At 34.4% G+C, this 20,793-nt stretch carries 6 protein-coding genes; all 6 read right to left on the bottom strand.

Annotated features, from left to right (window positions below; genetic code table 11):
• Positions 1-93 precede the first annotated feature (93 nt).
• Positions 94-2,802 carry a T9SS type B sorting domain-containing protein gene (locus K1X16_RS02120; protein ID WP_225034872.1) on the bottom strand — a complete coding sequence of 903 codons (2,709 nt, stop codon included), beginning with the start codon at positions 2,800-2,802 and terminating at the stop codon, positions 94-96.
• Positions 2,803-2,827: 25 nt separating this feature from the next.
• Positions 2,828-4,912, bottom strand: a complete 2,085-nt coding sequence (locus K1X16_RS02115; RefSeq protein WP_225034871.1) for a gliding motility-associated C-terminal domain-containing protein — start codon at positions 4,910-4,912, stop codon at positions 2,828-2,830.
• Positions 4,913-5,213: 301 nt separating this feature from the next.
• The gene (locus K1X16_RS02110) at positions 5,214-7,556 is read right to left on the bottom strand and encodes a choice-of-anchor L domain-containing protein (protein WP_225034870.1); all 2,343 of its coding nucleotides are present in this window, start codon (positions 7,554-7,556) and stop codon (positions 5,214-5,216) included.
• Positions 7,557-7,639: 83 nt separating this feature from the next.
• Positions 7,640-13,306: a T9SS type B sorting domain-containing protein gene (locus tag K1X16_RS18040; RefSeq protein WP_225034869.1), complete on the bottom strand. Its 5,667-nt coding sequence runs from the start codon at positions 13,304-13,306 to the stop codon at positions 7,640-7,642.
• A 400-nt stretch (positions 13,307-13,706) separates the two neighbouring features.
• Positions 13,707-18,551 carry a T9SS type B sorting domain-containing protein gene (locus tag K1X16_RS02100; RefSeq protein ID WP_225034868.1) on the bottom strand — a complete coding sequence of 1,615 codons (4,845 nt, stop codon included), beginning with the start codon at positions 18,549-18,551 and terminating at the stop codon, positions 13,707-13,709.
• Positions 18,552-18,977: 426 nt separating this feature from the next.
• Positions 18,978-20,759: a gliding motility-associated C-terminal domain-containing protein gene (locus K1X16_RS02095; protein ID WP_225034867.1), complete on the bottom strand. Its 1,782-nt coding sequence runs from the start codon at positions 20,757-20,759 to the stop codon at positions 18,978-18,980.
• Positions 20,760-20,793 lie beyond the last annotated feature (34 nt).

The raw sequence follows: 20,793 nt of genomic DNA, 5'->3' as shown, positions 1-20,793 counted from the left end.
AAATGAAAAGGACTTCGAGATTTAAACCTTGACGTCCTTTTTATATATGATATGACAGGAATGCTTTTCTACGTCATGTAATCCTTACCCAGTTTAATGTTTTAAAGCAAAATGGCCTCTCAGTTCGTCACCATTTTTTAATGTGATTAAATACCAGAAGTCATTCGACTCTAGCATTTTTCCGTTGTAATAGCCATCCCAAGAATAATTTGACGGAATTAATTGTTTGATAAGTTTACCATATCTATTAAAAATAAGGATGTCTTTTACAATCTGATTTCTATCAATTACCGTCCAGTAATCGTTATAAGTGTCATTATTAGGAGTGAAAAATACAGGGATAAAAAGGTCTACTGTAATTTCAAAAGAAAGAGATTTAATGATACAGCCATTAAGATCAGTGACATGTAAAGTATGGATGCCTTCTGAAAGATTATTAAAAATATTAGAAGTCTGCGTGCTAGAATTATCTACAGCGTATAAATAGTCTAGAGTTTGATCAGTCATAGAAACTATAAGCATACTGTTGCTTATAGAAATATTAGACTCATCTAGTGTGAAATCTATCGTTGGATTTATCGTAATATTAAAACTACTTTCATTAGAGCAGGTATTTGGTGCTGTTCCTATTTCGTTATAAATATATATGGTTTGTGAATTTGTAATGATATCTCCTGCAAATAACTGAGTACCTGTACCGTTTGTGCCTGTGAAATAATTTCCATTGGTTAGGGAAGTCAGTGTGTATTCTACACAAATTGTTTCGTCAGCAATTGTATCTACATTTGGCGCACCTGTAATGGTAACCTCAAAGCTACTTTCGTTTGAACACGTATTAGGAGCTGTACCTATTTCATTATAAATATAAATGGTTTGTGTTGTTGAAATAACATCACCAGCATTAAGTGGTGTTCCTGTACCATTAGTGCCTGTATAGTAATTACCATCAGTTAGGCCAGGTAATGTGTAATCTGAACAGACCGTTTGATCTGAAAGTGTATCTACATTTGGTGTTCCACCTACGGTAACAGCAAAGCTACTTTCGTTTGAACACGTATTAGGAGCTGTACCAATTTCATTATAAATGTAAATGGTTTGTGTTGTTGAAATAGTATCACCAGCATTAAGTGGTGTTCCTGTACCATTAGTGCCTGTAAAATAATTACCATCAGTAAGCGCAGGTAATGTATAATCTGAACAGACCGTTTGATCTGAAAGTGTATCTACAGTTGGTGTGCCGCTTACAGTCACTTCAAAACTACTTTCGTTTGAACACGTATTAGGAGCTGTACCAATTTCATTATAAATATATATGGTTTGTGTTGTTGAAATAGTATCACCAGCATTGAGTGGAGTTCCTGAACCATTGGTGCCCGTAAAATAATTACCATCAGTTAAGGCAGGTAATGTATAATCTGAACAGACTGTTTGATCCGAAAGGGTATCAACATTTGGTGTGCCACTTACAGTGACGATAAAACTACTTTCATTAGAGCAGGTATTTGGAGCTGTTCCAATTTCGTTATAGACGTAAATGGTTTGTGTCGTTGAAATAGTATCACCAGCATTGAGTTGAGTGCCACCACCATTGGTTGCGGTATAATAGTCTCCGTTAGTTAAAGTTGGTAAAATGTAGTCTGAACATACACTTTGATTTGAAAAAACATCTACAGTTGGGTTAGAAACTTGAAGTTGTACTGCATTAGATACTAAATCACAATCTGTAGAGGTCATAATACAGTGGTATTGATAACCATTAAAACTAGAGGGTGCATTAGAAATAGTTAAAGTGTTAGATGATGCTCCAGCGTAATTACTGTTGTTAATGACATTCACCCAGTTTCCATAACTATTAAGGGTCATCCATTGGTAAGTGTATGAGCCAATATCTACTGAAACAGAAAAAGAAGTATTTCCATTTTCACATATGTCTTGAGACAGCGGATGGGTAATGTTTGGTGAGGTGCTTGTTGTATTTACGGTATGAGACCCAATGTCGCTACAGTCTTCACTACCATCACGATACCAATCGTTGGAATCAAAAGTACTTGCAGGTGCAATAGCATCAGAATTTCTGATTATAGTATAACCTCTTTCATCAATGGCTTGAACATTGTCTATTACAATGCCGTTTTTTTTAAGTTTAAATTCATCATTATCATTAAATCCAGCTCCTAGAGTAAAATCTACAGAGAATCCAGTACAAGCATCTGAACCATTACTTTGAATTATAAAGGTGCTTAGAGGAGGGATTGATCCCGTTAAAGGTATAACGGTAGCATCCGCGTCAGGTTCACCAATATTTCCATATCTGAAAATTTCATAAACTCCATCTAAGTTTACAGTTGTATTTGTTGGGTTGTAAAGTTCAATAATTCCAAAAGCATCACTCTGTGCATCATATAGTTCAGAAAAATAAATGTCACTAACAATACATGACGATTCTAACACCATAAAATCAGTGGACGAACTTCCTGTGCAGCCACCATTACTTATAATAGAAATGCCAGAAGTATCATTTGCACCAGCAGGTATAAGTGCTGTGATTTGAGTATCATCTATAATGGAAAAGGAGGTAGCAATGCCATCAATAGACACTGTTGCTGCAGTATTAAAGTTACTACCGTTAATTGTAATTAATGTGTTTTCTGGTCCAGTAGCAGGCGCAAACGTATTAATTATTGGTGCAGGACAAAAGTTATAGCCTTCATTAATAGCACCACTTACTGAGGCATAGGTGTTTGTTATAAAAATTAAACTTATGACGTAGGTATAGTGTATTAATAAACTAATGCGATTCATGCTTGCAAATTAAACGTTGAAAATTTTATTTGTTAAGATACACCCAACCTGTATGAGGTTTAGAGTTTGTGTTTGACTCATTTAAATATAATACATAAAAATAGGTACCTACTGGTAAAACTTTGTCCGTGTGCATAAGCCCTTTATTAGCTATTCCGAACCATTTTTTAGTGTTACTTCCTTCAAAAATTAAAGTTCCATAGCGGTTATAGATTTCTAATTTATGGCTAGTGTAAACATCATATAGACCTTGGATGTTAAACCAGTCATTCTTATTGTCATTATTTGGTGAAAATCCATTTGGAATAAATAAGTCATCTTCAGTAGTTTGTATTTCAAAAGATATAGATTTAGTAACACAACCATTAGAATCTTGAACATACAAAGTGTGTGTGCCTTCTAAGATGTTTGTAAATGTATTTTCACTCTGAAAATTAGACTCATCAATAGCATATTCGTAATCTATTGTGGTGTCTGGCATTGTGATGGCTATAGAATTTCCGTTAATTTCGATATTTGCCGCGTTTAATGTGAAATCTGAAGCAGGATATATGGTAATATCAAAGCTGCTTTCGCTAGTACAAGTATTAGGCGCAACTCCAGATTCATTGTAAATATATATCGTTTGTGATGTCGTTATGATGTCTCCGGCATTTAAAGGTGTTCCGTTTCCATTGGCTGCTGTAAAATAGTCTCCATTATCTATGACAGGTAGTGTAAACTCGGAACAAATAGTTTGGTCATCTAATTGACTTACAACTGGATCTCCACTAATAGAAACCGTAAAGCTAGATTCGTTTTGACAGGTGTTAGGTGGTGTGCCAGATGTATTAAAAATGTAGATAGTTTGAGACGTTGTTATGGTATCTCCAGCATTAAGTTGCGATCCTGTACCATTCGTATCTGTGTAATACGTTCCGTTAGTGAGTTCAGGAAGCGTATAACTTGAGCATACGGTTTGGTTTGATAAAATATCGACTTCAGGATTTAAGACTTCAAGTTGTGCTGCATTGGAAACAAGAGTACAACCTGGCGATGTCATGATGCAGTAATATTGTAACCCAGAAAAACTAACAGGCGTGTTTGTAATTGTTAAAGTGTTAGATGTTGCGCCAGAATAATTACTGTTATTATTTACGTTAACCCAATTACCTGATGTATTTAGAACAAGCCATTGGTACGTGTATGAGCCTGAATCTGTAGCTACTGAAAAGGTTGCTGTATTATTTTCGCAAATATCTTGGTTAATAGGTTGTGTAATGTTTGGTGTAGAACTCGTTGTATTTGATGTATGTGACCCTAAATTTGAACAATCTTCGTCCTCTAGCAATAACCACTCGTTAAGGTTATAGGACGAGCTTGGTGCTGATGCATCTGCATTTCTAATAAAGCTATAGCCAATTTCATCATCTGTATAGATGACATCAATGATAGAACCATTTTTTATTAACTGAATTTCGTCATCTTCATTAATACCAGCAGCTACCGTTGTGCCAGCAGTTAAACCGCTACACGTATTACCTGTTCCACCCATTTCAATGATATATGTACTAAGTGGAGCAATAGAGCCTTCTAATGGAATTGTTGCACTAGGAGTACTATTACCGATATCACCAAACCTTAGCACCTCGTAAACAGTCTCAAGGTTTATAGTTGCGTTGGTTGGGTTATAGAGCTCTATAACACCAAAACTTCCACCATCAGAATCATAAACTTCAGAAATATATATTTCATCGGCAGAATTACAGTCAGAATCTAACAAAGAAAAACTTGTAGAGGTTGTGGTGTCGCAGCCGCCAGAAGTTGTAAATGTTATATTGGAAGTTTCATCAATACCAGAAGGAACAAAAACAACCATTTCGCTGTTATTTATAATGTTAAAGGTAGCATCGATACCGTTAAAATCGACTGTTGTTGTCGAATCGAAATTACTTCCGTTTACTATGATTTCTGTGTTTATAGGTCCAGTTGAAGGACTAAAGGTGTTTATGATTGGAGCAGGACAAGCAATATAATCTGATTTGTTTGTCGTGTGATTTATGTTGTTGTGTAAAGAATAACCCTTTAAAATTGAAAGAAGGGAGAACAGTAAAAAGATGTAATTTTTCATGTAGCTTATATAAAAATAGTGGGCAAAAATATGTAATATATTACTTTCATTTGTTAAGTAATAGTTACGTTAATTTTTGCTAAAATAAAGTTTGAGTTAGTTAGCACAAAAATAGAATATTAAGTGATAATACAAAGCATGCCGTCCAATTGTTGTAGTGTCTAATCAGTCAGTAGCTTAGTAATTTCTTACTTTTTCTTTACGTCCTTAATATCGTAAAACTAGGTGTGAAAAATAGAGTTGTACTTATCTGTTTAATAAACAGTTGATTAGAGGGATTTAGAATAGGGAACAATAAGGATTATCGTCTCAGTGCAAAATGGCCAGTATATGTTTTACCTTCAATAAATGTAGCGATGTACCAATAATCATCACTCGGAAGCGGTTTTCCTTTTAGTGTTCCATCCCAACTACGATTTGTCGTTGTTAATATTGTCATCAATTTACCATAACGGTTAAACACCTGAATGGATTCTATTTGGTTATATTGCTCATTTGTTCCAATAACTTGCCAAGTAGGATTGTCTTCATCTCCATTTGGTGTAAAGAATTTAGGAAAGCCTAGAACAGAAATAGTTTCTTCAATTGTACCACAGCCATTTTTATCTCTTATATAAACAGTATGAAAGCCTTGAGGTAGGTTTGTAAATACAAAGTCATCTTGATAGATGCCGTTTTCATCATTTAAAGCTATTTCATAATCGCCATTGCCAGACACAGCAATGGTAACCGTATTATTTGGTGCCACACCATTGACGCTAACACTTTCTAAAATTGCTGTTTCAGAAGCTAAAACCGATATTGTTCTACTCGATGAACATCCATTAGGATCTGTAACGATAACATTGTAAGAACCAGGTTCTGTAACCTCATAAAACAACGTGTTTACTTCTGTTGTTGTGCCATTAAATTGCCATTCGTAGTAATAATTGTTAGGTAAGTCATTAAGAACACCTCCATAAATGGTTAATGGTTGTGATTCATTTGTACAATATATAAGGGTTTCGTCTGCTTTTAATAATGGCGTATAAAGCACATTTAAGTTTGCGGAAGAAATACCAAAACATTGATTGTTATTACTAACTTTTATATAAATAGTTTGGGTAAATGGAATCGTATTTTCGAAGGTGTTAGAAAGCGCATTTGTTCCATTAAGCGCATCTGCTTCTGTTTCGTAGTACTGAAAAGTCGCACCTACAGGAATTTGATTTAATATAGAATTTTCAATTTCTGATAAATCAAAAGTGGTAAACCCATCTGTAATGTCTCCATCACATGCTTCTAAATCAGGAATAATTAACGAATTGTTGGACGTTTGTAATTCTAATTCTGCAATGTCAAAGCAATTCGCTTGATTTGCAATACGAGCATAAACGATTTGAAAAGGATTGGTGTTTTGAAATGCTTCTGGATTTGTAATCGGGTTACTATTAGCCAAAGCATCTGTTTCCGATAAGAAAAAGTCGCTTACATATATATTTTGATTCCCATTGGTTAAATCAAAAGACGCATTAAATAAATTGTAGTTGGTTAAACCATCTTGATTGCTATCGCATTCTATTAGAACAGAATCTACACCAACAGGTGCTGGAGCATATTCAATGACAACTTCTCCATAAGAAACACAGTTATTTATTAAAGTCACTTCTACAGTATAAGTGCCAGGTTCCGTAACGGTGTATGATCCGCATGTACCACAACCAGGTGCTCCTTGCACTAAAACACCATCTCTGTACCAGTCATAAGTATTTTGACCATCTTGGTAGGCGTTAAGCTCAAGGGTTTCTCCTTCACATAGTGCATTATTTGTTGCAACCAGTAAATTAGGTCCTAGGTCTGAAGACATTTCAAAACTTCCGGCTTCTAAAAATACGGCTGAATCATATCTGTAATTATTCTCATCAGCAATGACTAGCTTTACATGATACGTAACATTGGGAACAATATTTGCCGTTGCTGTTAGGATATCTGTCTGTCCATTAAAATTAATTGGTGCATTGTTGTTATTAAAACTACCAAAATAGGTTTCGTTTTCGGGAGGACAACTACCAGGAACTCCAGGTGTAACCGTGGTTACTTTTACAGGTGTATCTGTATCTGGCACTAATGCTATATTTTCATATTGCTCTTGTCCACCAGCTGGTCTTATTAAGAAGCCAAATAAATCGGAGTATTGGCATGTATTAGAATCGTTTTCTTGGTATTCTTCTGAAGCAAAAAGATATCTAAAGCTTACTTGCGAAGCGACTGACGTAAACTCGAATTCTAAAATAGTTGCGTTTATGGTTCCCGATTCACTTAATGCATTTTCTAAATCAATATCTCCTGACCAACCAGGTGCATCATCATCACTTAAATTGTTATTTGGTCCTGGAACATTTACTAACCTTCCAGTACTTAAAACGATGCCACTTTCAAAAGGAAAATTAGAACCGTTGGCTTCAAAATAACCGTAACTTTGGTCTGAACCACTAAAATCACCTCCAACAACATTGGTTACAGTAACATTGTCTATACACTCACTATCAATTAAAATATCTTCTACGAGTTGTTGTGGTGTATAAGTTTGACTGTCTACTGAAATATTTTGAGCATAATTCAATAGGGGAAACAATAGGGTAATAGCTAGTAATGTTTGCTTCATTTTCATTATAAGGGATAGCAAAGATACACTTATAACTATTATTTGAATTGGAATAAGGTGTTAAAAAAGATAATCTGTTCTTATTAACGACGAAGCGCAAAGTGGCCTCTGACTTCAAAAGCAACATTCCCTTGTTTTATTTCGGCTAAAAACCAATAGTCGCTGGCTGGCATATTGTAACCGTTATACGTTCCGTCCCAACCTTGTGTGTTAGACCCTAACTGTTTTATGAGTTTTCCGTAACGGTTAAATATATAAACAATACTACCAGGTAAGGTTTCTATTCCTATAATATGCCAAGTGTCATTTTTTGTGTCGCCATTAGGTGTGAAAAAAGGAGGCGCATCTACCACAACAACTTCTTTAGTAACTTCTGCACAACCATTTAAATCAATAATTGTTACTGTATGATAACCTAATGATACATTTTCAAAAATATTAGAGTCTTGAGGATCACCATCGTCTAGAATATAAAGATAATTACCAATGCCGCTAATAGTGATTGTAATATTGTTTGGGTCCGAAAAATCAACGGTTTCGGTTAATTCTATAGTAGCAGATTCAGACGCTGTAACGTTAAATGTGCTTGTTGTAACACATCCATTTTCTGAAGTTACCGTAACCGAATAGGTGCCAACGTCTGTAATTTCAATATCAGAACCAGTTTGGTTTGTTGACCATAAAAAGGTGTCTGTAGGATAGAAGGTATTGGCAGAAACCACCAATGGTAAATTATCGATACAAACTACTTGATCTGGAATGCTTACATTCGGTTTTCGATGTACAATTAGTGAAAAATCAACAAGGCTGAAACACCCTGTTGTGTTATTTTCTATGCGTGCTGTAATGATTTCGTTATTACTTCCATGGTACAACGCTGCGGTAATTGGGTTTATGCCTTCTTCCGCTTCAAGATTAGAATTAAAATACGAAACACTATATTGGTTTGGGTTTTGAAAACCTAAAATAGTGGTTGTTTGTTGATTTAAGTTGAAATCATAATAACCATCAAAATCATCGTCACATGTGATAAGATCTGGTGGCTGATTTGCAATTGGTAATGGGTTGACACGAAGTTCAAAAGGATAAATAAAATAACAATGTGTAGTGCTAAATTCTATACGTGCATAAATGGTATCATTTGTGCTGGTATAGGTGTAATTTGTATCTAATGCATTTTGGTTAGCAATAGCATCTGCTTCTGTTGAAAAGTAACTAAAAAGCACATTGTAATTGGTGTCTACAATTACATCATTTATCGTAGTTAAATCGAAACTATTAGCTGCGTTGTCACAAGTATCAAATATATCGAATGTATTTATTCCTGGTGGAAGGTTAACTTCTAATTCTAAAGGCACAAAGGTAAAACAATCAGCAACCGAATTATATACTTTTATAAATACGGTTTGAGGATTGCTGGTATTGTAAAAATTATCTGGATTTAAAATAGGGTTATTGTCTATTTGTAAATCGTCTATGGATGTAAAATAGCTAATGGTATTATCTGGATTAGGAGTTGTAAACAAATCACCTACAGCCACTGTTAAATCGAAACGTGTGCTTCCATCGTAATTAGTGTCGCATTCTAAAAGTGGTTCGGGAATATTAGGATGAGGATTTACAACTAAACTAAAATCGGTTAAGCTGTAGCATCCTGTGTCATTATTTTCAATTCGGACTATAATCTGTTGTTGATGTGCTGATAAATAAGGAGATGATAAAGGATTGTCACCAGATTCAGCATCTGTGAGATTTATATGATAAGTTACTGTAAAATCATCAGGATTTTGTGTGCCTAAAACCGTGTTGGTTTGAGATTCAAGATTAAATGATCCGATGCCATCATTAGAATCGTCATCACAAGTTTCAATATCATTTGGTGTATTTGCTATAGGTACAGGGTTAATTTGAAGTATAAAGTCATACACGAAATAGCATCCTGTTTCGGGATGTTCTATACGTACAAAAACCGTGTCGTTTATACTTTGGTACGTATAGTTTAAATCTAGTGGATTGGTACTGTTTGCAGCATTATTAAAGGTGTCGTAATAGGAAAGGACCGCTTCAGTTTCTGGATTAATTAATACAGGTTCAATTTCTGAAAGATCAAAACTATTTGTTGGATTGTCACAAATCTCATAGACTTCAAAATCGTTAAAGGCAGGTGGCAGGTTAACGATTAATTCTAAAGGCACATTAACATAGCAGTTACTTAGAGTATTGTTTATTTTCACATAAGCCGTTTGCGGATTACTGATGTTATTATAATTTTCAGGATCTAGAATTGGGTTGGTGTTAGCTTCTAAGTCATCGATGCTTTCAAAATATGTGACTTCAATATTATCTTGTCGTACACCGAGTATTTCAATTTCTGAAACGGTTAAATCCCAGTTTAAAATGCCATCGTAATTATCATCGCATTGCGCAATTGGAGTTGCAGAATTAACCACAGGTGCAGAAACAACATTAATATCAAATGCAGACATACCTTTACAGTAATTTCCATTATCTACTCGAGCATAAAGCTCTTGTGGATTTGTTGAGTTGGTATAAATTAAAGGTACAGGATTACTATTGTTAGTGGCATCAAAAGCTGTTTCATGAAAGGTAATATCTAGAGTTTCTGGGCTGCCAGCCACCATTTCTGCAATTATATCATTCAAATCAATGGTTATATAACCGTCATTGCTGATATCATCACAGATAAAAATACTTTCTGCTGCATTAAAAATAGGAATAGAACCGACTTCAATATCAAACGATGAGGTGCCATAACAATCCGTATCTGTAATGTTTTCTACTCTAACATAGATCGTTTGAGGACTCGAGGTATTATTGTAAACTGAATACTTATCAATTGGATTAATACCAGCAATTGCATCTGCTTCAGTTTCATAGTATAGCACTTGTTTATCTGGCTGACCATTGAGTATCTCTTCATCTTTTAAATAGAAATAAAAATCGGCAACACCAGTAATGTCTGCTTCACAGTTTTCGAAATTAGTAATTGGAATAAATTCAGGTACTGTATTCACATAAATATAAAAACCAGACAGACTATAGCAGCCTGTCGTTTCATTTTCTACACGAGCATAGATATATTGTGTTGCAGTAGAATAATTCTCTGGGTCCGTAATTTCATTTTCACCTTCAATGGCAGCATTGTAATTATTGTAAAAGCTAATGTCTAAACCTGTAGTTGATGGCACTATTTCAGGAATTTTTGATTCTAAATCTACAACAGAAATACCATCATCATTATCATCGCAAATAATTATAGACTGAGGATACGAAATACTCGGAGCGCTAACAATATTGACTTCGAGTGTAGAGATATCATAACATTCGGTCTGCGCATTGGTAACTCTTATATAGAATAATTGCGGATTAGAAGTGTTGTAATGATAATCTGGTAGAATGTTTTCATTATTTATGGCGTCCTCTTCTGTGAGGTAATATTTAACGTTTCCGGCTTGAACTCCTTGTAATGCTACACTATTAAGCATATCCATTTCTAAAGTTGTATAGCCATCATCATCTTCGTCACAATAGTCTGTTGTTTGAGGAGTTAAAACTACAGGTGGCGAAATTTCTAACACCACATCAATATTTCCAGAACACTCTCCATCGGTAACCGAAGCGTAAATAGTTGTGCCATTATTTGAGACTGTAAAAGGGCTATTTTTGTCTATTTCATTTGTTTCATTTGTTCTGTCGTCTTCTGTAAGGTAGAAGGTGACTTCAAACTCAACGAAGTCACTGATTAGGTCTCTCTCCACTTCAATTAAATCAAAATCAGCGATGCCATCATTAGAAATATCATCGCAAACTATAATAACTTGGCCAGAGAGTTCTGTTATTATAATGTTGGCGTATAAGCCTAACTTAACAACGGAATAACAACCCGTTGTAGGATCTTGAACGCGAATATAAAGCAGTTGAAAATCTTGAACCGTGTTTTGATAATTATCTGGATTTTCTATAGGATTTAAATTGTTGAGAGCATCGTATTCTGAGACATGAAAACTTAAATCTAAACCTGTGCTTCCTTGTAAAACGTCAGCGGTGATACTTGTTAAATCAAAAGTCGCAAAACCATCTTCATCTTGTTCGCAGGCATTAATATATTGATCATCTGTGTTTATAGGAGGACTATCTTGAAACTCAACAGATAGCGTTGTTGTAGAAAAGCAGCCTGATAATGCATCGTAAATTCTTACATACAGTGTTTGCGATGTATTAAAATTGGTGTAGGGTGACAAAATAGGGTTGCTACCCATATCTGCTTCTGGTTGAGAAAAATGATAGGACACATACAAATTGGGATTGCCATTAGTAATTTGGTCGTTAGCCACAGTTAAATCTACATAAGTATAACCATCTAAAGCGGCATCTTCACAGGCTATAATCGGATCTGGATCTTCATAATCTGGTTTTTCATTTACAATTAAATTGAAAGTAGAATATGCTAAACATCCATTTGATGTATCTTCTATTCGAACAAAAATGGGTTGTGGAGAACTTGTATTTTGAATACTACCTAGAATAGGATTGGTATTGTTTTCGGCATCGTCATTTGAGTAATGATAACTAATATTATAATTAGAGGGAGGCACAGAAGCTAAAACTTCGTTGTCTTTAGTTGAAAGATCAAAATCTTCTACACCATCATTAGACGCATCATCACAATAAATCATATCTGATATTTGACTTGAAGATTGTTCAGAATCGAGAGTGATTTCTACGGTATCTTCAATAACACAAGAAGTTGCATTGAGTTGTATGGTGATTTCAACTTTATAGGTGCCAGAAGATAAAGCGTTTAATATTGGATTGTTTTCACCTGTGATTAGAACATCATCTTTATACCAATTATATGAGGCTTGTGGGTTTTGAATATCTCCATTAATAGTCACGGAATCTCCACATGTTGTAATATCTGGCCCTAGATCTACATTGGCATTAAAACTGTTTCCTTCTATAAACACTGCAGAATCAAAATTATGATCTGTTTGGTCAGCAATAATTAATTTAATTTGATATTCTACATTTGGCTGAATTGCCGCTGTTGCAGTTAATACAGTGGTTCTTCCATTATAATTAGTATCGCCAATATTATAGCCTTCAAAAAAAGCGTCGTTTTCGGCCGCACAAAAGCCTTCTATTTGGTCGTGTATAGTGTTTGTGTTCACTGGTGTATTAGAACCAGGAATCAACGCAATATTTGAATAGGCATCAGAAGAACCAGCTTCTCTTATTAAAAAGGCAAACCCATCGGAATAAAAGCAAGGAAATTCTTGTTGGTATTCTTCGGAGGCAAGAAGGTAATTAAACTGAATTTGGTTTGCTACTGATATGAAGTTAAACTGAATTGATGTTGCATTTAGCGTATTAGTAATCCCTAAAGCATTTTCTAAATCTGTATCTGTTCCCCAAGTGTCATCACCTTCATTTAGTGGGTTGTTGTTGAGTATGTTGCCGGCAGAGTTGACATTTCCAGTAGTGAGTAAAATACCATTTTCGAACGGGAAACTTGAATCTCCACGATCAAAATAACCGTAACTGTTAATACCATTTGTAGTACCATTGACACTAGAAGAAATGTTAGAAATTTCAACACAATTCTGTCCGAGGTTTTGTTGAATGAGTTGTTCTAAAGATGACGCGTCATCAGTTGTTATTTGTTGGGAGTAACTATAATTAAGTCCAATGAAGGAGGTAATCCAGAAAAATATTAAGTATAATCTCACAATAGTGTTTAAAAAAAGGATAGGTGAAACAAGAGTTTTTTTGCTTACGGTAAATTTTTAAGAGAAAAAAATACTAAAAAAACATCAATTACGTGATTTTTAGAGGATAAGTAACCTTTTTAATTGGATGAATGACAAATGAATAAACCGAGCTAACTTCGAGTTGAGAAATTTAGCATCTAAGCATAAAATGCCCTTCTATTTAAATTGTTTTCCATTTTTAATAACTTCTGCTACAAAGCAATAATCACCTGCTGGTATTTTTTTCAAAGTAACTTAGCGCAAATTAAGACCAATATTTAACAAATGTTATTCTTCTTTTTTCGTGTAACCACATAAAAAAAGTAAAGGGTTTAAATAAAAGACACTTTTATATACTAATAATGCTTATAGCTATGAACTATCGTTTTAGTGTAAAGTGCCCTTTAACTTCAAAAGCAATAGAACCACGTTGTATTTCAGCGACAAACCAATAATCACTCGTTGGCATTTTATGACCATTGTAATAGCCATTCCATCCTGGTGAACTAGAGGTTAACTGTTTAAGTTGTTTACCGTATCTATCAAAGATATTAATAATAGTGCCAGGTAAGGTTTCTATACCTACAATATGCCAAGTGTCAAAATCACCATCATTATTAGGTGTAAAGAATTTAGGAATATCAACAACTAAAACTTCTTTGGTAACATTAGCACAACCATTTAGATCTATGATTGTAACCGTATGATAACCCATGGCTACATTTTCGAATACGTTAGATTCTTGCGGTTCAAAATCGTCTAGTTGATAAAGATAGTTACCTATACCACTAATGGTAACTGTAATGTTATTTGGGTCTGAGAAATCGACAACTTCAGTAGTTTCTATAGTCGCTGTTTCAGATTCAGTAACTCCAAAATAACTTGTGCTTTCACAACCAAACTCTGTGGTTACTGTTACCCAATAATTTCCGACAACTGCGATATCAATTTCAGGTGTGGTTTCACCCGTTGACCATAAATAAGAGTCTGATGCAATATTAGTGTTTGCAGAAACTAATATTGGTGAATTATCTATACAAATAACTTGATCTCTAACATCTACCACTGGAAGCGGGTTTATAATAGCTGTAAACGAGGTAACAGAATAACATCCTGTTACATTGTTTTCTACACGAGCGTAGATTACTTCACTATCAAAAGCGATATAGTCAGTAGTGTCTAAAACTGAATTGTTTTCATTAGCCTGAAGTGCTGTGTTATGATAAGTTACCGTATATAAATTAGGGTTTTGACCTCCTAGTATACTTGCATTTTGTTGCGCTAAGTCAAAGTCTAAAAGACCATCAAAATCATCATCACAAGCTACTAAATCATTAGGCTGATTGGCGATTGGCACCGGATTAACCCTCAAGTTAAACTCGTAATACATAGCACAGTGCGTTGTGCTGTATTCTGCTCTAACAAATAGCGTATCATAGTTACTCTGATATGTGTAATTAGTATCTAAAGCGTTTGTATTAGCGATAGCATCGGCTTCATTAGAGAAATAACTAAATAAAACATTGTAAGTCACATCAGTTGCTATTTCATTTATTTCTGTTAGATCCACTGTATTAGATGCATTAGCACATGTTTCATACGTTTCAAAATTATTAATAATTGGTGGCTGATTTACAATCATTTCTATAGGAAGTGCCGCAGAACAATTCGAAACCGTATTGGTTACTTTCATATAAGCGGTTTGAGGATTTGATATGTTTGTGTAATTTGCAGGATTAGCAATAGGATTCACATTAGCTTCAGAATCTTCAAAATTAGCGAAATATTCTATTACAATATTTTGTTGTCTTACATCTGTAATGTTAGCTTCAGCTTCTGTTAAATCAAATTCAGAATAACCGTCAGTATCATCATCACATACAATTAACGGTTCAGGAAGTGTTACATCCGGAACTTTAATGACATTAACAACAAATGACGTAATAGATTGACAAATTGTACCATTATCTATTTGTACAAAAATTTGTTGCGGGTTTACCGTATTTGTGAATTGCAATGGAATTTCATTGGTGCTATTAATAGCATCATTTTCAGTGGTAAAGAATTTTACAGACTGTATATCAGAAATTCCAGCCGTAACTTCATCTACAACGCTAGAAAAATCAAATTCTTCAGATCCATCATTTGAAATATCATCACAAACAAACCAATTAGTTGGCTCGTTATAAACAGGATTTGTACCTACTTCAATTGTGAACGAAGAGGTGGTGTAACAAGATTCATCTGTAATATTATCTATTCTTACATGAATTTGCTGTGGGTTGCTGATGTTTTCATAAACGTTATTTTTGTCAATAACATTTGTTTTATTCTCGGCATCAGTAGCGTTAAGATAGTACGTTACGTTTTTACCGGTTTGGCCATCTAATGCTTCAGCATCTTTGTTGGCAAAAATGAATTGCCCTATGCCATCTGATATGTCTTCACAAAATGTATATTGGTGAATATAGTTAGATAGATCTCCAACATAAGGTAAGGTGTTAACGATTATATCTAGTTCTTCAATCGCGTAACAACCTGTTGTGCTATTCTCAACACGCATGTAAACAATTTCGGTTTGCGCATTGTAATTCGCTAAGCCTTGAATTTCATTGGAATCTGAACGTGCATCCTCTAAACTATTGTGGAAGCTAACACTACGATTTGGTGTTGCTAAAATAGAATTAGGAATACTATTGCTTAAATTTATTGAGGAAAACCCATCTCTATCTGCATCGCAAATAATAATGTCTAAAGGTTTTTCGCTTTCTGGTGCAGGTAAAATTGTGACTTCAAATGAGTTGTAATCATAACACCCTGTTTGAGACGCTGTAATTCTAGGAAATAACCTAAACGGATTAGAGGTGTTTGTATAAGAATTAGGAAGTGGATTGGTATTATCAATCGCATCTTGTTCTGTTAAAAAGTAAGTAACGTCGTAGCCTTCTTCGCCATTAGTTACATCATTGTTTAAAGATGATAAATCGGTTGTTGTAAAGCCATCTTGATCTTCATCACAAAGGGTTAAACTTACAACTGATTCAAATTGAACTACTGGGTTTAAAACCAAATCAAAATCTGCTACCTCAGTACAGGTTGGACTGACTAGTGTGATATAAATTGTTTGAGGGTTATCAGTAGAGCTGAATGATAATGACGGATCAATAGCATTTGTTCCATTATCTCTATCTATTTCAGTTTCGTAAAATATAACTTCTACATCAATTAAATCATTGATGATGCCTATTGCAATATTTTCAAAGTTGAATTCTTCGGTTCCATCACCACCGATATCGCATGCAGTTACATTTCTAATATTAGTTGCTGTTAATAATAGATTGGTGTGTAATTCAATTGGTGTTATAGAGGCACAACCCGTATTGTCATTTTCTACTCTAATATATACAAGTTGTTCTTCAATAATGGTATTGGCAAAATTAGTGTCGTCTGCAATAGGATTTAAACCAGAAAGTGCTTCTTCTGGAGACGTATGAAATGTAGCTGATACACCAGTTAAACCTTCTAAAACATTTGGGATTATTGTTGTTAAATCAAAAGTTGCAAAACCATCTAAATCAGCATCACAGGCATCTATATAGTGACGTTCTGTATTAATTATAGGACTTTCTATAACGCTAATATCTAGGGTTGTAGTACTTATACAACCTGTTTCGGTATTTTTAACACTTACAAAAACTTGTTCTGTAGTATTGGTGTTGGTAAAAGGCATAGAATATGCATTTATACCAGCAGTTGCATCTGCAGCAGAACTATGGTAGCTAACCACAAGATTAGGTTGGGAAAGTGTAATTTCAGTATCTTTATAGGCATTTAAATCCATAGCAACTCTTCCGTCTTCAGAGCCATTATCACAAACTTCTAATGGAGTAGGATTAGAAATAACTGGTAAAGAGTTTACAACTAAATTAAAGGTTGAAAAAGCCAAACAACCATTTTCCGTATCTTCAATTCTTACATGGATAGGCTGTGGGTTTGACGTGTTTTGAATAGCACCTGTGATAGCACTACTATTATTAACAGCATCAGAGCTGTTATAATGATAGGATATTGAATAGGTAGATGACGGTACAGAGGCTAGGACTTCTGCATCTTTAGTTGATAAATCAAAGGTTTCCACTCCGTCTTCGTTTAAATTATCACAAAGCTGATAGTCTGCAATTGGATCTGAAGTTTGCGTAGAACTTAAGGTAATATCAATATCATCTTCTATAACACAAGAACTTCCTGCGAGTGGTAGTTGAATTTCAACACGATAGTTTCCAGACTCAGTAGCGGTTAGAGTAGCATCGTTAGTTAATGGTATTTGAGTATCATTAAAATACCATGAATAAACAGCATTTGGGTTGTTAATATTACCGTCTAATTCAACACTACTAGCACAAGTAGAGAAATCTTCACCTAGGTTTACAGTAGCATCAAAACTGTTACCTTCTATAAAAACAGCCGAATCGTAATTTTGATCTGTTTGATCTGCAATGACTAACTTTATTTGGTATTGTACATTAGGTTGAACAGAAGCAGTTGCAGAAAGAACCGTTGTTCTTCCATTATAATTGGTGTCTCCAATATTATAACCTTCAAAATACGCTTCGTTAGACGCTGCACAAAATCCAACGATTTCATCGTGGATGGTATTTGTATTTACAGGGGTTGTAGTTTCAGGTATTACAGCGATGTTTGTATAAGGATCAGAGGTTCCCGCTTCTTTAATTAAGAAAGCAAATCCATCAGAGTAATTACACGGAAAGTTACCGAAATATTCTTCTGAAGCTAGTATATAATTAAATTGTATTTGATTTGAAATAGAAATAAATTCAAATTCTATAGAAGTTGCATTGACGGTTCCCGAAATACCTAAAGCGGTTTCAAGATCACTATCTGTTAACCATGTTGGATCTCCTTCGTTTAGGATGTCATTATTTAAACCATTACCAGCAGAAGTAGCATCTCCTGTAGATAGTACAATGCCGTTATCAAATGGGAAATTGGATGAGCCACGTTCAAAATATCCGAAACTACCTATACCAATAGAAGATCCGTTTGAGGGAGAGTTTATATTTGAAACTTCAACACATCCCTGAATTAATGTGTTTTGAATAAGATCTTGAGGTGAAACTGAATTATCTACGGTGATTTGTTGTGCGAATGAGATACTACAAATTAAGCCAATAAATATGCGGAGGGAACGATTTAAATACATCATCTGTATCGGTTAAGATTATAATTTTAGCGAAGGGTAGATTTGGAGTCAACTCAGACACTCGATTTAATATGGCCGAAATGTATATTAAAATAAGACGAAATACAAAATAATACGACGAAATACATTAAATGTTAACGTTTGGAGCTAAAATTCCTGCTTTTAGGCTCTAAAAGTTGAAAAATATTGAAGTTTTTTTTAATTTTAAGTGCAACGTATCGTCATATAAATTGAAAATTATTACACTATAAAATACATTATCAGTTCCTTAAAAGAACTTTTTTTATGGTATTACTCAGTTATCGTTTTGAGGGTTAAAATAAATTTTGGAGGGAATTATAAATTGCTAATGTTAGCAGATTATAAATTTACAAGAAGTCCTGAAAACTTACAAAAAAATAAGACGAACGAACTAAAATTTTAACAATTCTAATAATTTACATAGACCCAACCCATAAAAGGCTTATAATTTGGATCATTTAAATTCAATATATAATAATAAGTGCCAACAGGAACTTTATTTCCGATATTATTAAGTCCTCTATTTGTTGTGCCATCCCATGGTGTTTCATTGTTACCAACAAAAATAAGTTCACCATAACGATTATAGATTTGTAATTCGTGTTCTGTAAAGATGTCATATACATCTTGAATGTTAAACCAGTCGTTTTTAGTATCGTTATTTGGTGAAAAACCTTGCGGAATATACGGAGGACAGTTTTCTATAGTTAAATCGAATTGAAATATCTCATAGCAAGGTGCACTTACTATACGCGCATAAATAGTTTCAGGATTGGAGTCATTATTATAGTCCGATGGCATCAGTATTGCATTCGTTTCTGTTTCTAAATCGTCTAGTGATCGATAAAAGGCAAGATCGTCTTCATTATAATCAAGAGACCTTAAGGCGTCAAATAAATTATAACTCGATATTTCAAACCCTTCATTGCAACCTATAAGATTAGAGAGTAGTGTTATTTCAGGAATGATGAGTAGTTCAATTTCTGCAAACGTACTATTATTGTTCTCATTAGATTCTGTAACCACACCATTCATTGTGCCATCATCATCTACGATAGCAGTAATAGTCACATTTGGACCAATGTCTTCTGGTAAGTTGAGGTATATAGAATTGCTCTCACTTGCATTAATAGCAATGGTATTTTGCGTTTCACTTGTACCAATTAAGTCGCTATTACTATAAAATGCAATTGGTGTATTGGCAGGTAAAATATCTGTACTATTCGTGTTATGGACTGTGTAAAATACTTCAATGGTGCTATCTCCACAACCTACTGTGTTATTATCAATGGTAATTGTAGCATCTGGTAACTGGCTGTTTAGTACTGTGATAATGTTGTTTATCATTACAAAATCTTGACCAGAGGTCAGCGCTATAGTTGCGGACGTATCTCCAATACTTATATTATTTTGAATATTATACACATCAATATCCATATTGTATAAGTTGGTCGCTCCAGTAAACGAATTTGTACCATTAAAAGCATTGTTTGCAGGATTTAATGGATAATTACTAATGACATTGCCATTAATGGTCAGTTGCTCGTTAATGGCTATGGATCGATCACCTTCCCATGCAACGAAGCCTATTTTTGCATTTTCGTTATCTAATACATTTAAATTATCTAGTGTTATACTTAAAAAATCAGGAACACTTTGTAGACCGTCATAAACATTAAGTTGATTTAAAGGAAGACTACTATCTTCATAAATTATGGTAATTGCCCAACCGCCAAAATTTGTTCCGGTAGGACAATAGGGAGCAATATCAGCACTAAGATCAAAATTAGAAATGGTGTAATTTGTATTGCCTTGTTCTAAAACTATTGAAGTTACATCTGCAAAAGCAGCAAAAAACACACGATCGCTATCTAGGGCATCGCTAAATGTTCGTTCTGCAGTAATATCTATATTATTCAATGAAATATCGAAATCTCCTGTGTGTGAACCTGCCCAATACAAATAAGCGGCTACTATATTCTGCTCGCTATTAAGGTTTAAGTTTGCCGATGATGAAGTTAAAATGGTGCAAGGTCCTAAAGTTCCATTTTCAACTGTGTTCATCGTGTTACCGATTGCTGTATAATCGTATCTGCCATTAAATTGTTGGAACAAGGAAATGTCTTGGGCTAATACCGGAAAGGTTAAGCCAATCAATAGAAAAAAAAGTATGTAGAAATGTGTTTTCAATTCTTTCGGATTGGTCAAACGAAAATACAATTTT

Source organism: Winogradskyella sp. SM1960 (assembly GCF_020179375.1).
In the GTDB taxonomy this organism is placed as follows: domain Bacteria; phylum Bacteroidota; class Bacteroidia; order Flavobacteriales; family Flavobacteriaceae; genus Winogradskyella; species Winogradskyella marina.
This window is presented reverse-complemented; position numbering and strand designations above follow the sequence as displayed.